At 42.6% G+C, this 17480-nt stretch carries 14 protein-coding genes and 2 pseudogenes; 3 read left to right on the plus strand and 13 right to left on the minus strand.

Annotation, left to right across the window (positions count from 1 at the left end; all coding sequences use genetic code 11):
* Nucleotides 1–274: 274 nt before the first annotated feature.
* Complete coding sequence (locus HWQ38_RS17890) at nt 275–1840, minus strand: S8 family peptidase (protein WP_292795896.1); 1566 nt, start codon at nt 1838–1840, stop codon at nt 275–277.
* Between the two features lie 494 nt (nt 1841–2334).
* Between HWQ38_RS17890 and HWQ38_RS17895 the strand changes: the two genes are divergently transcribed.
* On the plus strand, nt 2335–3108 hold the full coding sequence (locus tag HWQ38_RS17895; protein WP_292795899.1) for an SDR family oxidoreductase: 774 nt from the start codon (nt 2335–2337) through the stop codon (nt 3106–3108).
* Between the two features lie 267 nt (nt 3109–3375).
* On the opposite strand, the gene HWQ38_RS17900 is transcribed toward HWQ38_RS17895, so the two are convergent.
* From HWQ38_RS17900 to HWQ38_RS17915, 4 genes are all read right to left on the minus strand, one after another.
* Nucleotides 3376–6078: a type I secretion system permease/ATPase gene (locus tag HWQ38_RS17900; protein WP_292795901.1), complete on the minus strand. Its 2703-nt coding sequence runs from the start codon at nt 6076–6078 to the stop codon at nt 3376–3378.
* The gene (locus HWQ38_RS17905) at nt 6027–6809 is read right to left on the minus strand and encodes a peptidylprolyl isomerase (RefSeq protein WP_292795904.1); all 783 of its coding nucleotides are present in this window, start codon (nt 6807–6809) and stop codon (nt 6027–6029) included. The genes HWQ38_RS17900 and HWQ38_RS17905 overlap by 52 nt, the downstream gene beginning before the upstream one ends.
* A gap of 444 nt (nt 6810–7253) precedes the next feature.
* Nucleotides 7254–8099 carry a TIGR00297 family protein gene (locus tag HWQ38_RS17910; RefSeq protein ID WP_292795907.1) on the minus strand — a complete coding sequence of 282 codons (846 nt, stop codon included), beginning with the start codon at nt 8097–8099 and terminating at the stop codon, nt 7254–7256.
* Between the two features lie 154 nt (nt 8100–8253).
* The gene (locus HWQ38_RS17915; protein ID WP_292795910.1) at nt 8254–8883 is read right to left on the minus strand and encodes a triacylglycerol lipase; all 630 of its coding nucleotides are present in this window, start codon (nt 8881–8883) and stop codon (nt 8254–8256) included.
* 667 nt (nt 8884–9550) lie between these two features.
* Between HWQ38_RS17915 and HWQ38_RS17920 the strand changes: the two genes are divergently transcribed.
* Nucleotides 9551–10084, plus strand: a complete 534-nt coding sequence (locus HWQ38_RS17920) for a hypothetical protein (protein WP_292795913.1) — start codon at nt 9551–9553, stop codon at nt 10082–10084.
* Between the two features lie 34 nt (nt 10085–10118).
* Here HWQ38_RS17920 and HWQ38_RS17925 read toward each other — a convergent pair whose 3' ends face one another.
* The 6 genes and pseudogenes from HWQ38_RS17925 to HWQ38_RS17950 all read right to left on the minus strand — a co-directional run.
* Nucleotides 10119–10358 carry an after-VIT domain-containing protein gene (locus HWQ38_RS17925; protein WP_292795916.1) on the minus strand — a complete coding sequence of 80 codons (240 nt, stop codon included), beginning with the start codon at nt 10356–10358 and terminating at the stop codon, nt 10119–10121.
* Nucleotides 10358–11350, minus strand: a complete 993-nt coding sequence (locus tag HWQ38_RS17930; RefSeq protein WP_292795918.1) for a tetratricopeptide repeat protein — start codon at nt 11348–11350, stop codon at nt 10358–10360. Before HWQ38_RS17930 ends, HWQ38_RS17925 begins: the two co-directional genes overlap by 1 nt.
* A gap of 69 nt (nt 11351–11419) precedes the next feature.
* Nucleotides 11420–12217 carry a 16S rRNA (uracil(1498)-N(3))-methyltransferase gene (locus HWQ38_RS17935; RefSeq protein WP_292795920.1) on the minus strand — a complete coding sequence of 266 codons (798 nt, stop codon included), beginning with the start codon at nt 12215–12217 and terminating at the stop codon, nt 11420–11422.
* Between the two features lie 13 nt (nt 12218–12230).
* Nucleotides 12231–12875 carry a Uma2 family endonuclease gene (locus HWQ38_RS17940; protein ID WP_292795922.1) on the minus strand — a complete coding sequence of 215 codons (645 nt, stop codon included), beginning with the start codon at nt 12873–12875 and terminating at the stop codon, nt 12231–12233.
* Between the two features lie 115 nt (nt 12876–12990).
* Entirely contained in the window at nt 12991–14907 is a 1917-nt protein-coding gene (gene sir / locus HWQ38_RS17945) for a sulfite reductase, ferredoxin dependent (RefSeq protein ID WP_292795925.1), read from the minus strand.
* A 239-nt stretch (nt 14908–15146) separates the two neighbouring features.
* A pseudogene (locus HWQ38_RS17950) lies at nt 15147–15364 on the minus strand (hypothetical protein); the annotation flags it as partial.
* Between the two features lie 261 nt (nt 15365–15625).
* Between HWQ38_RS17950 and HWQ38_RS17955 the strand changes: the two are divergent.
* The gene (locus tag HWQ38_RS17955) at nt 15626–16567 is read left to right on the plus strand and encodes an ADP-ribosylglycohydrolase family protein (RefSeq protein WP_292795928.1); all 942 of its coding nucleotides are present in this window, start codon (nt 15626–15628) and stop codon (nt 16565–16567) included.
* Between the two features lie 219 nt (nt 16568–16786).
* Here HWQ38_RS17955 and cutA read toward each other — a convergent pair whose 3' ends face one another.
* Together cutA and HWQ38_RS17965 are read right to left on the minus strand one after the other, a co-directional pair.
* Nucleotides 16787–17119 (minus strand): divalent-cation tolerance protein CutA, encoded by a 333-nt coding sequence (gene cutA, locus HWQ38_RS17960; RefSeq protein ID WP_292795931.1) that lies wholly within the window; start codon nt 17117–17119, stop codon nt 16787–16789.
* Nucleotides 17120–17124: 5 nt separating this feature from the next.
* A pseudogene (locus HWQ38_RS17965) lies at nt 17125–17480 on the minus strand (transposase); the annotation flags it as partial.

Below are 17480 nucleotides of genomic sequence, written 5' to 3' on the forward strand. Positions count from 1 at the left end.
TCAACTTAACGTAAAAGCCATGTCCCGCAAGGAACTGAAGTTCCTTGCTAATAGCTCAAGTCATCTAAAGATGACTAAATAATCTGAAAAGTCTTTAGTCTACTTGAGTAGACTTTAGCTAAAAGCCAAAGAAATTTATTTCTGGGCGGGACTGGAAGTCAACAAGCGATTTCTAGCTTAAGTTGACACCCATGAGCAATGCTAAACCCTTACATTTATTCACGATAGACGAGCGATCGCTTTACAGCTACAGTGGTTTTATATTTAATTCAACTCACCTACTGAGTAGTTTTGCAAAATGAAGATTATTCTCATCTTCATTATCATCATCGCTATCTACATTGGTGCCGCCCAGAACCTTCTCATAGTTTTGGAATTGCGACCATAATTCGGGATTAGCTAATCCGTTATCACCTTCGGCTGGTGTCAGATATTTTGGTGTTTCTGTAATTGCCTGACCGCTCAAGGAACCAAAATTGGAACTATTAAAACTAGAAATTGTCTGTGATGTGGGATAATTTGTAGTTTGTGCATTGATGCGTAGCAAATTATCGTCAGATATTGCCTGTCTTCCCAGAGAACTGGTATTAGAAATATTCCAATTAGAGCTTGTAGTTTGTGTGTTATTTCCTGGTGTGTCTGCAATCACCTGACTCGCTAGAGAACTGACATTAGAAAGATTCAAATTAGAGTTTGTAGTTTGTGTACTATTTCCGGCGGTATCTGCGACAATCTCACGGACTTGGGCATCAGTCAGTTTGGAGTTAGCACTAAGCATCAGAGCAACTACACCAGCAACGTGGGGAGCAGCCATCGACGTACCGCTATAAGTAGCATACTGATTATTGGGAACTGAGGAGTAGACCTTGACTCCTGGGGCTGTGACGTAGGAAATTTGATTCGTTCCAGAGCGGTTAGAGAAGTCAGCTAAATTATTATTTCTATCTACTGCCCCAACGGCAATTCCCGATTTGGATGCATAACTGGCGGGATAGTCTGGTGATGAGCCACCATCATTACCTGCTGCCATGACAACAATCACTCCTTTGCTGCTGGCATAGTCAATGGCTGACTCTAAAGTAGGATTGGAATAAGCACCTCCTAAACTGAGGTTAATTACGTTAGCTCCATTGTTCACAGCGTAATAAATGCCCTTAGCGATGGAAGTGTAGGAACCGGAGCCAGAGTCATCTAAGACTTTGACGGGCATAATCTTGGCATCATAAGCAATACCAGTGACACCGTAGTTATTATTTTCGCCTGCGATCGTCCCCGAAACATGAGTGCCATGACCGTTGTCATCTAGGACATTATTATTATTGTCAACAAAGTTCCAGCCGTGGATATCATCAACATAGCCATTGCCATCATCATCTTTACCATTGCCAGCAATTTCCTTGGGATTCGTCCAGATATTATCCTTTAAATCTTCGTGGTTGTAGTCAACTCCAGTATCTACAACCGCAACAACAACACCTTTACCTGTGTATCCGTGTGCCCAAGCTTCCGGTGCTTTAATCAGGTTTGCTCCCCAATTATTGCCACCAAGATCAGGAACATCAGCAAAGGTATTTTGACCAGCAGCTCTAGCCACTGCTGCTGCTGCATTAATTAAGCCATAGCCATTGGTGGAGTTATAATTCCCAGTGCTTAAAGCATTAGCAGTAGCGTTACTGCTATTTTGCGCTCGCACATCAGCATCGGCTGAGTTATAGCTACTACCTCTGCTGATGTTGAGGCTATAGTCATCCTTCGGATTAAAGGTATCTAATGAAGAGATTGAAGTGGCATTTAGCTGTTTATTTGACAACAGATTGGGATTAACATCATTACGGAGCATAAGTATTTTTTTCTCAAAGATATCAATCGTTTTTTGACAGTTTGAAGCGTTAAAATCTTTAAAATAAAAAGATTTTAAGGTGTGAATTAGCTCTATTGTCAATAATTACTATGGAATTTGATCACAAAATGCTAATTCTATTACCAAAAAGCAGAATAGATAGTGTAATTATTGTTAACGTATTAAGTAATAAAATAAATATTAAATTTATAGTGGTGTAAGTATAAATTTGTGGGATAAAAATTAATTTTGTTATGCTTCTAAACTTAGAAATTCCAAAGTTTTGAGAGGTTTTGCTGTTACCAACAATACTTTTCAAACATCTTCTTAGATGTGTCACAGCAGTAGGGTGCGTTAGACTTCGTTAACGCACCTATTTTTATACGTTAAAAAGTAATAATTAAGGTCGGTGGTAGTTGACAGAAGTAACATGATGGGAGAGCATCAGTTCTTAGCTCAACCTAATACTATAAAAATTTTACTGAGAGGAAATTATGGCAGGTAAATTTGATGGCAAAGTGTCACTTGTAACAGGTGGGACTTCAGGTATTGGTCGGGCTACTGCGATCGCCTTTGCTAACGAAAGCGCAAAGGTAGTCTTAACAGGTCGCCGAGAGGAAGAAGGACAAAAGGTCGTTGACGTTATTAAACAAACAGGGGGAGAAGCAACTTTTTTGAGAGCCGATGTCTCCCAGGAAGAGGATATTAAGGGAACCATTCAAAAGACAATTGAGACTTATGGAAGACTCGATTACGCTTTTAACAATGCAGGAATTGAGTCATCGGTAACTCCACTGCACGAGCAATCGCTTGATAAATTTGATCAACTGATGGCAATCAACGTTCGCGGCGTGTTTTTCTCAATGAAGTACGAGATCATTCAAATGCTTCAACAGGGAAGTGGCGTAATCGTCAACACCTCATCCATCGCCGGACTGATAGCTTTTCCGGGTCTTGCTCCGTACCATGCTAGTAAACATGCTGTCATGGGCTTAACCAAATCTGCGGCGCTGGATTATGCTAAACAGGGCATTCGGATTAATGCTGTCAATCCTGGCTTCATTACTACTGCGATGGTTGAGCGTTTCGCAGCGAACTTAGGAGAAGATGCCGATGCTGCCACGCAACAACTAATAAATTCTGTTCCAATGGGACGTATGGGCAGTTCAGAAGAAATTGCGTCTACAGTATTGTTTTTGTGTTCTGACGCAGCTGCTTACATAACAGGCCAGTCTTTGGTTGTGGATGGCGGTTTATTAGCGACTTGAGTCAATTACGCGCTTAACAACCTGAATCCTGAGGTTAAAAATAATTATTCCCAGTACATTTATCATCCTGTTTGACTTTAATTATGATACAAATACCTTGGTATGGGCACGGCAATGTTCCCTACGCGAAATCTATATGTATCAGGGTTTTAGTGAAATGGTATTAGATCACAAGTTTGCAACCAAATCAAATGGCGAATGAAACATAACTCCATTCGCCAAAGACTATCTATCAAGTAGACACAACCTAAAAGCTACTTAAATCTACTAAACATTTGCTTGCTGCCGTTGATATAATGACCAATACAAACCCTTTTGTTGCAACAACTCTGAGTGAGTACCGCGTTCGGCAATCACACCTTGCTCCAATACCAAGATCAAATCAGCACGTTTGAGGGGGGCAAAGCGGTGAGCAATCAGAAATACAGTACGATTAGCGGAAATTTTTTGCAGGTTTTGCAGTACTTGTTGTTCAGTTTCACTATCCAAAGCGCTGGTAGCTTCATCCAAAACTAAAATCGGCGCTTGGGAAAGAAATAGCCTTGCTAGGGCAATACGTTGTCTCTGTCCGCCAGATAAAGCGGTACCGCGTTCCCCAACATTGGTTTCGTAACCGTAGGGTAATTGACTGATGAAGTCGTGGGCTACTGCTAATCTTGCCGCCTCTACTACTTGCTCGGCGCTAATGTCGGGCGTACCGAGAGTGATATTTTCCAAAATGGAACCGTTAAATAAAAAGTCTTCTTGAAGAACTACACTAACTTGTTGCCGCAGTGAGGCTAAATCGGCACTTTTAATATCAAAACCATCAATCAGGATGCGTCCTGATTCAATTTGATAAAGGCGTTGCAATAGCTTAGACAGGGTACTTTTACCAGAACCGCTACGTCCAACAATGCCAACAAATTGCCCTGGTTCGGCACTAAAAGAGATTCCCCGCAGAATTGCTTCAAAGTTTGGCCGGTAGCGGAAAAAGACTTGCTCAAAGGTGACTTGTCCTTTAAGCGCTGGTAAAACTAGGCCAGTTCCCAGTTCAGCTTCTGGGGAGACGTTGAGAATATCACCAATGCGATCTACAGAAAGTAGCACTTGTTGGAGGTTTTGCCACAACTGTACTAAGCGCAAAAGTGGGCCTGTGACTCTACCAGACAGCATTTGAAACGCAACTAGCTGCCCGATTGTGAGCTTTTGGTCGATGACTAACTTGGCTCCAAACCAGAGAATCAGCATGGTAGACAAATTGGTAAGAAAGTCACCGATGTTGCTGCTGATATTGGAGGTGGTAGAGGCTTTAAAACCTGTGCGAATGAAGCGAGCAAATAAGCCTTCCCAGCGATCGCGGGCTACTGGTTCTGCTGCATGGGCTTTAACGGAATGAATCCCGGTGATTGTCTCGACTAGAAACGATTGACTATCGGCACTCCGGTTAAAGGTTTCGTTGAGCCAGTTACGCAGAATTGGTGTTGCAACTATTGTCAATGTGGCAAATAGCGGCAGTACTGCTAAAGCCACAAAGGTAAGTGGGATGTTATAGTAAAACATCAATGCTAGGTACACCACAGCAAAGATGCTATCTAGAATCACAGTTAAGGCTGTACCTGTGAGAAACTGACGAATTTGTTCGAGTTCCTGAACTCGTGCGATTGTGTCGCCGACGCGCCGCGACTCAAAATAAGCCAAAGGCAGACGCATCAGATGGCGAAATAGCTGTGCTGATAAACTCAAATCCAGACGACGAGCTGTATGGGTAAAGATGAATAAGCGCAGAATGCCCAGTATGGACTCAAATATGGCTACGAATAAAAGTGCGATCGCCATCACATCGAGAGTCGGCAAACTCCCCTGCACCATCACTTTATCAATGACGACTTGGGTAATTAGCGGTGTTGTCAACCCTAAAAGCTGTAAGGTAAAAGATGCTAACAATACTTCTGTGAGCAATCCCTTATACTTCAAAACTGCTGGGATGAACCAACTCAGGTTAAATTTTTCTTGCTGGGATATCAGTTCTACTTGCCACACTTGTCCATCCCAAGACCCTTCAACTATCGACTGCGGCAAGCTTTCACAAGTCCGTTCGGGATTTAGAGGATTAGCGATAATTAAGCGATCGCCTTTAACTCCATAGGCTACCACCCAGGATGGACTCTGGGGTGAGTCAGAATTCCACAGCAATAACGCTGGAAATGAAAGTTGTCGCAACTCACCCCAATTCACTTGTAACCGCCGCAACACTAACCCTAACTTTTCTGCTGCTTCCATAACCTGTTTTGGGCGTTGTCCTCGGAGTTGGCGCTGCACCCATTCCAGTTGTACAGAATTTTCTAACTGTTGCGCCACCATTGTTAAACAGGCTGCTGCGGTGTTCCAGCTAGCAACAAATGGATAATTTGAGATGATTATATTGGCGGTTGGGAGTCCTCTTTGGGGTTGGAGGCTGTGGGGGCTGGAAGTCCCCACTGAGGCTGGCGCTATTGCAGGAGTCGAAGAGAAGGAAAATGTCTCTTTGTCTCTCTCAATGCCCATTGGTAAGATTTGCCAGAACTCCTGAATCTGTGGGTGAGAAAATTCTGCCCACAGCCCACTATCCCAACAGACTAATATCACTTCTTTACTAGCAGCTACAGCTTTAAAATCCGCAGACAGCTTTTGTAAGTCACCAAACCAATCCCCCGCATCTAGGACTGCTAAAGGTTTGCTAACCCCCTCTTCTCGCAAGCGGACTTTCCCGGACACAATAAAGAATTGATAACCGCCGACATCATTTGACCAGATTTTTTCTCCAAGACGATACTGACGGACTTGGGACTCATTTTGCAACTTGGATTGTTGTTCGGGAGTCAGCCAGCATAACGGTGGCTGATTCCAAGGCAAAGAAGCTAGCACTTTTAATCGTAAAGATTCATTATCCAGAATTTTTAACTCACTTGCAGCTTGACTGTCAGTTTTTGAATTTTCTCTGCTAGCCATTTCTCAAACAACTCATTTTGTAGTGCTTGCTTTAGTTGAGTATCTTCTAAAGACGCTGGCAGAAATTGTTCTACTCGAAACAAACCATAAGGTCCTTCTCCTTGGGGAGAGTCTTTGCCAACGATTTCTATAGGTCCGATCAATTGTCCAGGACTCGCCACATCAATAGCTGCCCGTAATATATCCGGCATACTTCCGCGGCTGATGATTCCCATCATGCCGTTCACAATTCGGTCATCTGCAAGTGAATATTCTTTAGCTAGTTGCTCAAAACTACCTCCTTCTTCAATTTGGGTTTGGAGTTCGTCTGCCAATTCTCGATTATCAACAACAATTCGGCACAGTACTAACCGATCCAAAAAAATTTTGCGTTCAATAAAATATTCTTGAAGTTTTGGTTCCGTGACTACAGCTTTCAGCTTTTCTAACTTGTAACCAAAAGTAACCGATGTGTGAAAGGTAGCGTAATCTGTATTATTGGTCTTTAACCATTCTTGAAAACTTTCAGGGTCAGTCAGTTGATTTTTCAGCCGAAAGTCAATAATTGCCTGTTCAGTTATTGCTGTACCAATCTTAACATCGTCTCGTGTTCGGATTTCTGACTCAATTACGTACTGGCGGAGAATATCCCCAATGAACTGTCCCAATTTTCCAGAGGTTTGCAGATATTTTACTGCTGACTCAATAGAAATTACTTGGTCATTAATTGTCAAAAATGGTAAAGATTCCATGAACTAATTATGTGAAAATGGTTAAACACTTATAGAACTTTTAAATTAAATCATATAGAAATCATCTGGTATTGATCGATAAATATGATAAAGATTCCATGAACTGATTACATCTAGATGGTCAACAAATTATCTAGCTAGGAAATAAGATAATTTTCCATGATCACTCTTACAGTCTGGCGGGGAGAAAACAGGATTGAAAATCTCAGTTGTAAGGCAAAGGAAGTTCTGTAACCAAATCTTTATAGATTCAGAGAGATAATCAGGTAGGTAGATAGGCGAAAATAAACCAAAAATCTATTAAGTATTGTTTCTTGCGAGTTTTCTACCCCAGTTGCTAAAAGTCAAGCCACTGCCTTGCTTTTGTTACTTAAGTTGTAGGAACTGACGTAGAAAAATTGTCTCATGCGCGATTTTAACGAGTAATTGTTTACTCTCATCGCTCTACTTAATGATACTTATCCATGTCCAGGCAAGTAGGACAGCCGCGATCGCACCGATTAATGTATTGAAAATATTTACTACTTCATTGGTCAGCCAAGTATACTTAGATTGCAGTGTTGCTCCAATGACGCTTTCGATGTTGGTGGCAATAAATGCTGCTAGCACACACCAAACCACTCCTAATAGATCAATTAAACCAACTGCCCAACCAACAAATGCGATCGCCACAGAAGCCACAATCCCAGCTAAAGTTCCCTCCAAACTTACTGCCCCTTCTGTACCGCGAGGCACTGGTTGGAATGTGGTAATTAGAAAGGTGCTTTTACCGTAAGCTTTACCAACTTCGCTGGCAGTGGTATCAGCCAGCTTGGTACTGAAACTCGCTACATAGCCTAACAATAATAGGGACTGGGGACTTGTACTGAGCGTTGCCGAAGTATTAAAAACTAAGAACTTGTACTGAGAAAATTCGAAGTATTGGGGACTAGGTACAAAAAATCCCGAATTGATCAATCCGACTCCCAAGGCACACAGCGCCCCAGTCAAAGCCGAACCCCAAACATTTTCTGGCCCTCTTGCCCCAGAACGCTTTTCAGCAATTCCTTCTGCTTCCTTCTGCGCCATACCGATGCGGGTAACACCAGAACCAACCAGAAAATAGAACATTACTACTGCATATCCTTGACAGCCTAGAGTTCCCCAAATTAGGATGGCGAGTAACCAAGCGTGGAATAATCCGGCTGGAGTAAGCAGCTTTTTCGGAGCAATCCCAGCTAAACTCAATAGAATTGTGTTTAATCCTAATCCTACTAACCAGGGGTTGGTATAGTCAATTAAAGAAAACATGAAGAATCAATTGTAAGTAGTTTTGCCAAAATCTTAGCAGAATAACTTGTTCCGAATCATCATTGATCGAAGAGGCAGAGGAGCAAAGATCGGGGGAATTTTATTATTAAAAAATATTATCAATTAAGTTATCTATCTTTGATCCGGTATTCAGTTAGGCTTTCTTAAGGAAGGGTCGCTTAATCTTAATGCGCTCTAAAAGTATTTTCACTACTGCTAAACTCCTGGAGTCTGTCAGCATCCAAGGGTGTAGAGGAACTGGCACTATTACTTTGCGTCCTACGGACATTTGCGAACTATTCGCTGGGACAATCATCAAATCATAAGGTGTCCAGATGGATGTAAAATCTAGCTGCCCCAATATTACAGCATCAGAATTTAAATCCTTGAGAAAAATGCTGTCGGGACGCATTTGTACGCAACCAGGACGCCGGGAAGCATAAGCAACCACAGTTCCATGATGGGGCGAAGAGATCGTGATAAACCTCTGCACGCGGTTAATTCCTCCTAGTCGCTGAACATAGTAACGGCTGACAATTCCTCCCATGCTGAAGCCTACTAAATCTAGGCGTTGTTCTGATGCAAAGGTAGCTGTAACATAATCAGATACCTGCTTTGCCAACTCATCAAGACCGACATCACCATTATTTGGCACTAAATTCAGGGCATGTACAGACAAACCTCGTTGTATTAGGTAGTTCCTCATTTGATGGAAAACTGCCTCTGTGTCGTCAATGCCGTGTATTAACAAAACAGGATTGCGTTGTTGATTTTGAATGTTCATTGACAAAATCTGGCTGAATTATGGGGTATATTTCACTTTTATAGCTAAATACTGCTCTCCAAACTGAAGCTGTTAACTCATCCCCCAGCTTGAAGCCGGGGGATTTCGAGTCATTAGTTATCATTAGTCATTAGTACCAATGACCAATGACCAATGACTTTTGACTAATGACTAAATCGGCGGGCGGCTATTCCTCCTACCCCTTGAAGGGATCGGATTCCCGCCGATTTTCGTTGATTTTCGGATTCTTTAAAAGATATTTTTGCAGAACTGAAATTTTGATCAAGATAGTCTGTATAAAATCTAACTAATTAATCTCGCCATCTGCCAATAGGCTATGACACTCCTGCGACTGGTTGAGAGTTAACTGTTTGCTTCACTTCAATTAACTATTTAGTAAACAAAGAAATGTTAATTTTTGTAAAGCTTGCTTTCAGAATCTTGCTCTTAGGTACAGTAAAATTTAATAATTAATTCTCGGTTTATACAGGTTACAAGTGCCTGCAAGAAAACATTTGCCCTGTAGTTTTACTACAATGTTGATTAAGCACAAGCCTATAAGGGTTGTCACCAGAACGGGGTGACACAAAGCAGAAAATGTAACATTTTGTCGTAATTTTTAACAATTACGGTTGAGTTCCAAATATAACAGGCAGGAGTAATTGTAATGGATTTTATCAAAAAGTTAATTTCAGGTATTCTGGATTTCTTTACTGGACTGTTACGAGGGAAGAAGAAAAACAACGGCTATTTCTTAGAATTGGACGAAGCCAAAGATGCTGCCAAAGATGCTGTTAAAGAGTTAGCATCGAATGCGAAGAAAGTAGCAGAAACAGTTACATCGAATGCTAAGAAAGCAACGGCAACAATTGCATCAGAAGCATCAGAAACACTATCTCCATCCAAGTCAGATTCATTGAACGGAACAAAAACCGCCGCAGATAAGGCTCAGGGAAAATCAGCTAAAAATCCCAAACCAGCCGATGTTCAGCTAGTCCAGACTGCTGAGGGTCTTAGAGTTGAACCGGGCAAAAATGCAAAAGCCGCAGCCGCCAAAGTACTCAAAGAGCAGCCAACTGAAACCACCTTTGCACCTAAATATCTCGCTCCTTCGACTACTAGCTCAAATGGTCGTCGGCGTCCAGGGGCAAATATGAGTGCTTACTTAGATATGGCTCGTCAGATTAAAACGCCTAAGTAATTGATAGAGACTCTAAATTTACGGTTTCTAGCGATTAAACGTGAATATGCAAGGTTAAGATAACTTTGCCAGTTGTAGATGGGGAAACTCTCCAAATTAGGAGCGATCGCTTAATTTTCTCCACTACAACTGCATCTTTTAGGGTTGAGGCTTTTTCATGCAAAACTACCCGTTCTACCCGACCTTTGTTGAGGGTGAACTCAAAGACGATTTCCTGGTTGTAGCTGCTGTTGTACCTCTGACAAAATCTCCTTTTCGTTACCGATGTAGCCATCAGTTAGGAGTACAACACTCCCTAATCTCCCGGCTGGTGTGGAGAATATTTATGGCTGTACGAATGCCACTTGACCAAATTTTGACTTGAGGTAGTTGCTGGTCAATCCAACTCGATAAACTATTCCAATGAATTCTGATGGTATTTTGACTATCTTGGGGAATGATTTCTAAACCTTGCTGGAATTCATAGCCGTTATCATCAATTCGGAGAATGCAACGTCTACCAAGTAGGTGTAAATCACAAAACTGGGCATAGTCTTGTATTTGAGTTTTCCGTTCCAGTTTACGGCGGGCATCAACATCTACAACTTGTTCAAAAATCGGCAACAGTCCTACTACTTTTGCTGTGACTTCTGACCAATCAAAGGTGAGGGAACCCAGTTGATTTGCCTCGTTGCAGCAAACAATAGTAGCTTGTGGGGTAGATTCTTGGAAATATTTGACTTGATAAACTTGAATTTGCTGAATTTCAGCTATTGTTGCCCAAAAGCAGGGAATACCAGCCTGCTTTAGCTGTTCGCCATAAAATTTTAGCTCTCCTATTTGGCCGGTGCGGTACAACTTCCAGCCACGACTTGGCAGTATTAGTCGTGCGGTGTAGGGGTCTAACTGCATAATCTGGGCGAATTTTCGAGAGGCTTCTGTTTTCATCTCGGTAGTGAGTGGCTCTAAGACTAGTACGCCAAGTTCAGTATTATTCGGTTGGGCTGTTGCTTGGGAAATCGCTCTTTGTCTTTCTTCTTGCTCGATTTCTTGTAGCCGTCGCAAACTTTGACCTGCGAGTGACACTATTTTGCTATTCGTTGTATCTCGCAGCAGTTGCCGATAAATTTTTTCTGCATCTTGGCGCTTTTCAGATACTTCATGTAGGCAACCGAGATAATATTGTACCCAAGGATTTTCGGGCGATTCTTTTTGCAGCTGTTTGAGTAATTTAGCAGCTGTTTGATAGTCTTTATGCTCAAAAGCGAGGGCAACTTGCTCAATCATCACTTAACTTTAAATACACGGTGGAGTGATGTCTCCCGCAAAAGTAGATTTGCGTGAGCTATAAATCATTTATACTTCACAACATGCGGTAATCAAGGATAATGCTACTACTGGGGCTGTAACTGCTCTCAGGATGCGCCGACCAAGGGAAACAGGTTGAAATCCAGATGCGATCGCATTCTCAATTTCTTGTGTTGTCCATCCTCCCTCTGGGCCAGTAGCAATGATAATTGTCATTTGTCCTTTGTCATTTGTCATTTGTCCTTTGTGCTGTAAGCAATCTTTCAAATGGGGAAACTCACCACGCGCTACACACATATATTGCTGGCTGTTTGCAAATGACATAGGCGCTTCGCCTTCCCGCAGCGTATGACCCATACTTCGGCAAAGCTCAGTACAAGTGACTAATGACAAAGCAGTGTTAAAAGCAACAGGTTCTAAAATTATCGGCACAAAAGAGCGCTCTGATTGCTCGGCGGCTTCCGCAGCGATGCGCCGCCAGCGTTCGAGTTTTTGAGGACTAGGATGAAGCAAAGTGCGATCGCTCAATACTGGTGCAATACAAGTTACTCCCAACTCCGTACAACACCGCACCACTTCATCAAATCCATTGCCTTTCGGCAACGCCACCATCAGCGTAATCGATACAGGTAATTCGGTTTCTACTGTCAGTGTTTCTAAAACCTCTGCTTGTTCCCCTGCTAGCTGCGCTAACCACCATTTTCCTTTACCATCCATTGCAATAAAGCGATCGCCTTCACGCAAGCGCAACACTCGCCCCAAGTAATGCTGTTGTTCTTTTGTAAGCAAAATTTGCCCTTGTTGGAGTTGGGAAGGTGCGATCGCAATTCTTTGCAGTTGAGACATTTTTCTTAATAAATTATTGCCCTACTGTAGACATCTGCTGTCTAACCCAGTTACGGAAATCACGAGTTGCTGCTATTTGTCCAACTTGCTTACTTTCTTGGATAAATCGGGGAATCTCCGTCACCAGCACAGGCGCAAAAGTTGAACTGCGATCGCTTTGCGAGTATTGTCCACTGTTAAGGGTGTAAATTCTCAACACATTTCCGTTATACCGCCAGAATTCTGGGACTCCCATTGAAGCATAAAGGGTCAAGTTGTCTATCTTCGGTCTGGAATATTCTACTTCCAATACTAGGTCTGGTGGTGGGTCTGTATTCAGGTCAATATTTTCTTTGTTGCGGACTGAGAATTCGTTTTGGATATAGTAGCTACTGTCCGGCTCGGCTCCTCGCTCCAAATCATCCCGCGTCATAGTCAACGAGCCAGTGCTTTTAACTTCTAAACCAAATTCTTCACACAGCACAAGAACAAAACCTTCAATCAGACGGTTTGAGTTCTCGTGTGGCATCTGCGGCGTCATAATTTCTACAATTCCGTTGTGATAAGCTAGCCTTTTATTTCGCTCTGATCCCATATCTGCCAGCATCGCTTTGAATGTCTGCCAGCTGATGTTTTGCAGCACATCCCTAGTTTCTGCGAATTTTGCTGTCGTTACCATAGTTCAGTTTTCCTGTGGATGTGTTACCTAACGGTATTAGGATTTACACAAGATAGACGACACAGATTGATTTATCTGTGTCTATCTGTAGTTTTATTATCTTCAATTTTTCAGCTTAGAAAAGATTTTGGAAGTAAGCCTCTAGCGCCTCACTCACCAATTGAGTCATCGGCTTACCTTGACTTTCTGCTACTTCCTTTAACTTACTATAAGCCTCAGCTTTTAAATTCACCCGATGACGCGATTTGCTTGCAGCATTGGCTGTTTCCGGGTCGTAGGTGGCAGTAAATTCACGGATGGCATCAAAACCAATGCGATCGCAAAAATCACCAAAGCTTTCCTTCGATTTCCGAGATTTCTTAAAGTAAACAAAAATCGGTTCTAGGAAGCTTTCCAAGTCATTATGGTGCAGCTTTTCTGTGTAAGGTTGCGCCAGTCGAGTCTGATTTGGCGAACCCCCTAACCATAATTGGTAAGATTCTGGAGCGCTACCGACAAAGGCTAATTCTGCTAAGTAGGGACGAGCGCAACCATTGGGGCATCCTGTCATCCTTACCACAAAATGATCATTTTGTAAACCTAATTTATCTAACAGAGCGCGAACTCGCTCCAAAATCCCCGGTATTGCGCGTTCTGATTCCGTGATTGCCAAGCCACAAGTCGGCAAAGCCGGACAAGCCATTGCATACCGTACTAAAGGTTCGATTTTACTAGGGTCGTCTCCGACACCGTGACGGCTGAGAATGTCTTGAATAGCTTGCTTGCTATCTGGTTCGATATCGTAAAAAATCAGGTTTTGGTTGGGTGTCAGGCGGATGGACAAGTTCAACTGCTCGACAATTTCCCGCAAGGCGGTTTTCAGTTGAAACGAACCTTCATCCTTGATTCGACCATTGTCAATGGAAATTCCTAAGAATAGCTTGCCATCACCTTGTTCATTCCAGCCGAGGAAGTCGTGATATTTAAACTCTGGTAGTGGTTTGAAGGCTTCAACTGGTTTACCAAAATATTCTTCAACTTGGGTGCGGAATTTATCTATACCCCAATCGTTGATTAAATATTTTAATCTGGCATGACGACGATCAGTGCGATCGCCATAATCTCTCTGAGTCGCAACAATCGCTTTCACTATGTCGTAAACGTCATCTTTCGTTACATAACCGATGGGGTCTGCTAACCTAGCGAAAGTTTCTTCTTTACCGTGAGTTCTACCTAAACCACCACCAGCAAAAATATTAAATCCTTCTAATTGTCCCTTCTTATTAGTAATTACTACCAACGTCAGGTCTTGGGAATACAAATCAACTGAATTATCCCCCGGCACCGTCACACTAACCTTAAACTTGCGGGGCATATAGTGCGTGCCATAAATCGGTTCTTCGTTGTCATGGATAATTGTGCCATTGCCATTGCGTTGTCGGGCTGCCTTTACCTCGGGATTTTCTTCGCCACTAATTGCTTTTTCCCCATCTAACCAAATTTCGTAATAAGCGCCTGTTTGTGGTGATAGCAACTCAGCAATATTTTGGGCATATTCCCAAGCATACTGATACTCTGGGCGATTCTTAAAAGGGGCTGGTGGTGCCATCACATTCCGGCTGACGTCGCCGCAAGCTCCCAAAGTTGAACCCAAATTATTGACAATGGTGGCAATTGCTGTTGTTAGATTCTTCTTTAAAACCCCGTGTAGTTGGAAACCTTGACGGGTAGTTGCTCGTAACGTGTGGTTGCCATACTCATCAGCTAGTTTATCTAAAGCCAGATACAGTTGCTGCGGCACTAAACCACCCGGATTTTTTGTCCGCAGCATAAACTGGTAATCTTTTTCCTGTCCCTTGAGGCGGTTGTCGCGGTTATCCTGTTGATAAGAACCGTGAAACTTCAAAAGCTGCACCGCGTCTTCGGTAAAATGGGTAGTATCTTGAAGGATCTCAGTTGCTACAGGTTCACGCAAAAAATTACTATTTTCCTTAATTCCTTCTACTTTGGAAGGCTTACGGCTAGCGATGGGGGAAGGAGCAGAATTAACCATTAGAGTTATAGTGTTCTCAATAAAGCATTACGTAGACGCCGAATCAGCACCCTTCGGCTAGTTGATCCCCGGTAATCCGGCCGGAATAATGAGGAATATTTTAATTTTACCACGGCGAAAGCTGGCTTTGTCAGTAATGTAACACTTAACAAAACCAGCTTTTTGGTGTGATGAGTGAAGAAATGTTGAGTCCTGAGTACTTAAGTAAAGTATAGAATGACTGAGGACTGAATAATTTTTTATTTGAAGCGATCGCCAATACCACGATTAATCCTAACAGCAGAAACATCGCTATTTTGGTAGCACTAAGTCCAACTTTGGCATTAGTATAGACGAGCAAGTTGTTAGCAATTTCTGATTCAATACCAGCACCTAACACTACTGAATCTCTGTTACCTATAGGAGTTGGTGAGCCATTTTTTTATACAAAAGAATAACCACCGATTAAATAAGCATTATCGGACTTACGCAAAACTACGCGCTGTAGGGGTAATTCATGTAGCTTTAGCTTCGCGCATGGTATTGCCCCTACCTGAGAATCAGGGTTTCGCCTATTATTTGCGAAAACTTAGCCGGTATATGAGAAATAAAATACATGATTAACAATTTTGCCAAGCTTTTCACACAGAATGAAAGAGTAGGCTGTAGCATCTGTTGCAACAAGCTATAGAGGAAATCTATAAAGTTAATTTTGAGCAATTATTGTGGAGATTGAATAATGCTAACCGCTGCAAAAACGTTATCTGGTTTGATGGGTTTATGTGTCGGTGATGCATTGGGTGTGCCAGTGGAGTTTACTAGCCGCGCTGAACGAGTGAAATCTCCAGTGACAACGATGTTGGGTTATGGCACATGGAATCAACCACCAGGAACTTGGTCAGATGACAGTTCCTTAAGCTTTTGCTTGGCAGAATGTCTTTGTAGAGGGTATTCGTTGGATGCTATAGCCAATTCCTTTTGGCGCTGGTACAAGGAGGCTTACTGGACTCCCCGTGGCGATGTCTTTGATATTGGTCAAACTACCCATACAGCAATTATGCGTCTGAAACAGGGAGTTGTTCCCCATCAGGCGGGTGGCAAGGTTGAAAATAGTAATGGCAATGGTTCGTTGATGAGAATCTTGCCGATGGCTTATTGTCACAGAAACTTAACTTTAGCTGAATTGCTGGCGCGAGTGCATGATGTTTCGGCGATTACCCATGCTCATGCGCGATCGCAGATGGCCTGCGGCATTTATATTAGTATTGCAGTGGCGCTCTTGGAAGGGGCTGACCTCAATACAGCTTATTTACAAGCATTGCAGGACATCCAAACCATTTATTCTGTGCGGGAATTTTTATTAGAGAAGCCGCATTTTGGCAGAGTTTTCAGTGGTGAGATTGCCAAGTTACCAGTAGAAGAGATTAATTCTGGTGGCTATGTGATTGATACCTTAGAGTCATCCCTGTGGTGTTTATTAAATAGTTCGTCTTATTCTGAGGCAGTACTGAAAGCTGTTAACTTAGGTGGAGATACCGATACTACCGCCGCCGTCACTGGTGGGTTAGCGGGAATTTACTACGGCGTGGAAAATATTCCTCAAAAATGGATAAATCAAATTGCTCGTAGACAGGACATTATTTACTTGGCAGAGCGTTTTGCAAGGGCTGTTTACGCTTAGAGTTAGTAGTTGAGAGTAAAGAGTGAAAAGTTATAAAAATTTTAACAAATTCGATGGGTTTAAGTCCCCGGCAACTAACAAGCCGCAAGTTTTGTGGCGGGGTCTGTCTTGCAAAGTTGCTCCTCTTGGGGAGACCCCAAGACCGCAATGCAGGCTAAATCCCCTTTACAAAACTTAATTACGAATTCCGAATTACAAATTACGAATTATTTTAACTCCTCACTCTTGATTTTTAACTTGCTGAGAAATCCACTGCAAGTAAGCTTGAGAACTGGCAACAATTGGTAAAGCAATAATTTCTGGCACTTCATAGGAGTGCATTTCCTTAATTTTGGCCTCCATTGCCGGAAACTGCGCCAAATCAGTTTTAATCAGTAATTGCCATTCTTGCTCTTTATGCAGTTTCCCTTGCCAGGTGTAAATTGAGTGGATTGGTAACAGACTCACACAAGCAGCAAGTTTAGCCTCCACAAGGGCATTTGCAATTGCTTCTGCCTCCTGTATGTTGCCAGTTGTCACCAACACCACACCATAGCCAGCAGGTGTCTCCATAACCTCTAAACCGTCGTAGACAAGGAATAGACCTGACCATCAATCAACAGTCGTGTAATGCCCTTAGCTTGCAGATGAGTGCGAGCCTTATGGAGCATTTTACTATCAGGAACTTTAATCACGCGATCGCGCTTGGTAGAAAAGCGCTTGGCGACGCGATGGTTATCAAACACCGGCAGAGTTTTTTGCTGGGTTTCCAGGGTGGGAATTTGCCCCAAGTCACCAAAGTCCTTCAGAGGTCGCGTAATTAATTCTGAGGAACGGTCAATTACCAAATAGCAAGTTTTGGGCAAATTCGCTACCGACAGAGGTAAAACTTGAACTGATGCTTCACCGGGTCTGCGTTTTGTAACTAAAGGTC

Origin of the sequence: Nostoc sp. NMS7, from assembly GCF_017115085.1 — a bacterium.
In the GTDB taxonomy this organism is placed as follows: domain Bacteria; phylum Cyanobacteriota; class Cyanobacteriia; order Cyanobacteriales; family Nostocaceae; genus Nostoc.

Excerpts from the sequence above, each read along its gene's own strand:
- HWQ38_RS17890 (WP_292795896.1), bottom strand. The coding sequence starts at position 1,840 with ATGCTCCGTAATGATGTTAATCCCAATCTGTTGTCAAATAAACAGCTA.
- HWQ38_RS17895 (WP_292795899.1), top strand. The coding sequence starts at position 2,335 with ATGGCAGGTAAATTTGATGGCAAAGTGTCACTTGTAACAGGTGGGACT.
- HWQ38_RS17900 (WP_292795901.1), bottom strand. The coding sequence starts at position 6,078 with ATGGCTAGCAGAGAAAATTCAAAAACTGACAGTCAAGCTGCAAGTGAG.
- HWQ38_RS17905 (WP_292795904.1), bottom strand. The coding sequence starts at position 6,809 with ATGGAATCTTTACCATTTTTGACAATTAATGACCAAGTAATTTCTATT.
- HWQ38_RS17910 (WP_292795907.1), bottom strand. The coding sequence starts at position 8,099 with ATGTTTTCTTTAATTGACTATACCAACCCCTGGTTAGTAGGATTAGGA.
- HWQ38_RS17915 (WP_292795910.1), bottom strand. The coding sequence starts at position 8,883 with ATGAACATTCAAAATCAACAACGCAATCCTGTTTTGTTAATACACGGC.
- HWQ38_RS17920 (WP_292795913.1), top strand. The coding sequence starts at position 9,551 with ATGGATTTTATCAAAAAGTTAATTTCAGGTATTCTGGATTTCTTTACT.
- HWQ38_RS17925 (WP_292795916.1), bottom strand. The coding sequence starts at position 10,358 with ATGGCTACATCGGTAACGAAAAGGAGATTTTGTCAGAGGTACAACAGC.
- HWQ38_RS17930 (WP_292795918.1), bottom strand. The coding sequence starts at position 11,350 with ATGATTGAGCAAGTTGCCCTCGCTTTTGAGCATAAAGACTATCAAACA.
- HWQ38_RS17935 (WP_292795920.1), bottom strand. The coding sequence starts at position 12,217 with ATGTCTCAACTGCAAAGAATTGCGATCGCACCTTCCCAACTCCAACAA.
- HWQ38_RS17940 (WP_292795922.1), bottom strand. The coding sequence starts at position 12,875 with ATGGTAACGACAGCAAAATTCGCAGAAACTAGGGATGTGCTGCAAAAC.
- sir (WP_292795925.1), bottom strand. The coding sequence starts at position 14,907 with ATGGTTAATTCTGCTCCTTCCCCCATCGCTAGCCGTAAGCCTTCCAAA.
- HWQ38_RS17955 (WP_292795928.1), top strand. The coding sequence starts at position 15,626 with ATGCTAACCGCTGCAAAAACGTTATCTGGTTTGATGGGTTTATGTGTC.
- cutA (WP_292795931.1), bottom strand. The coding sequence starts at position 17,119 with ATGGAGACACCTGCTGGCTATGGTGTGGTGTTGGTGACAACTGGCAAC.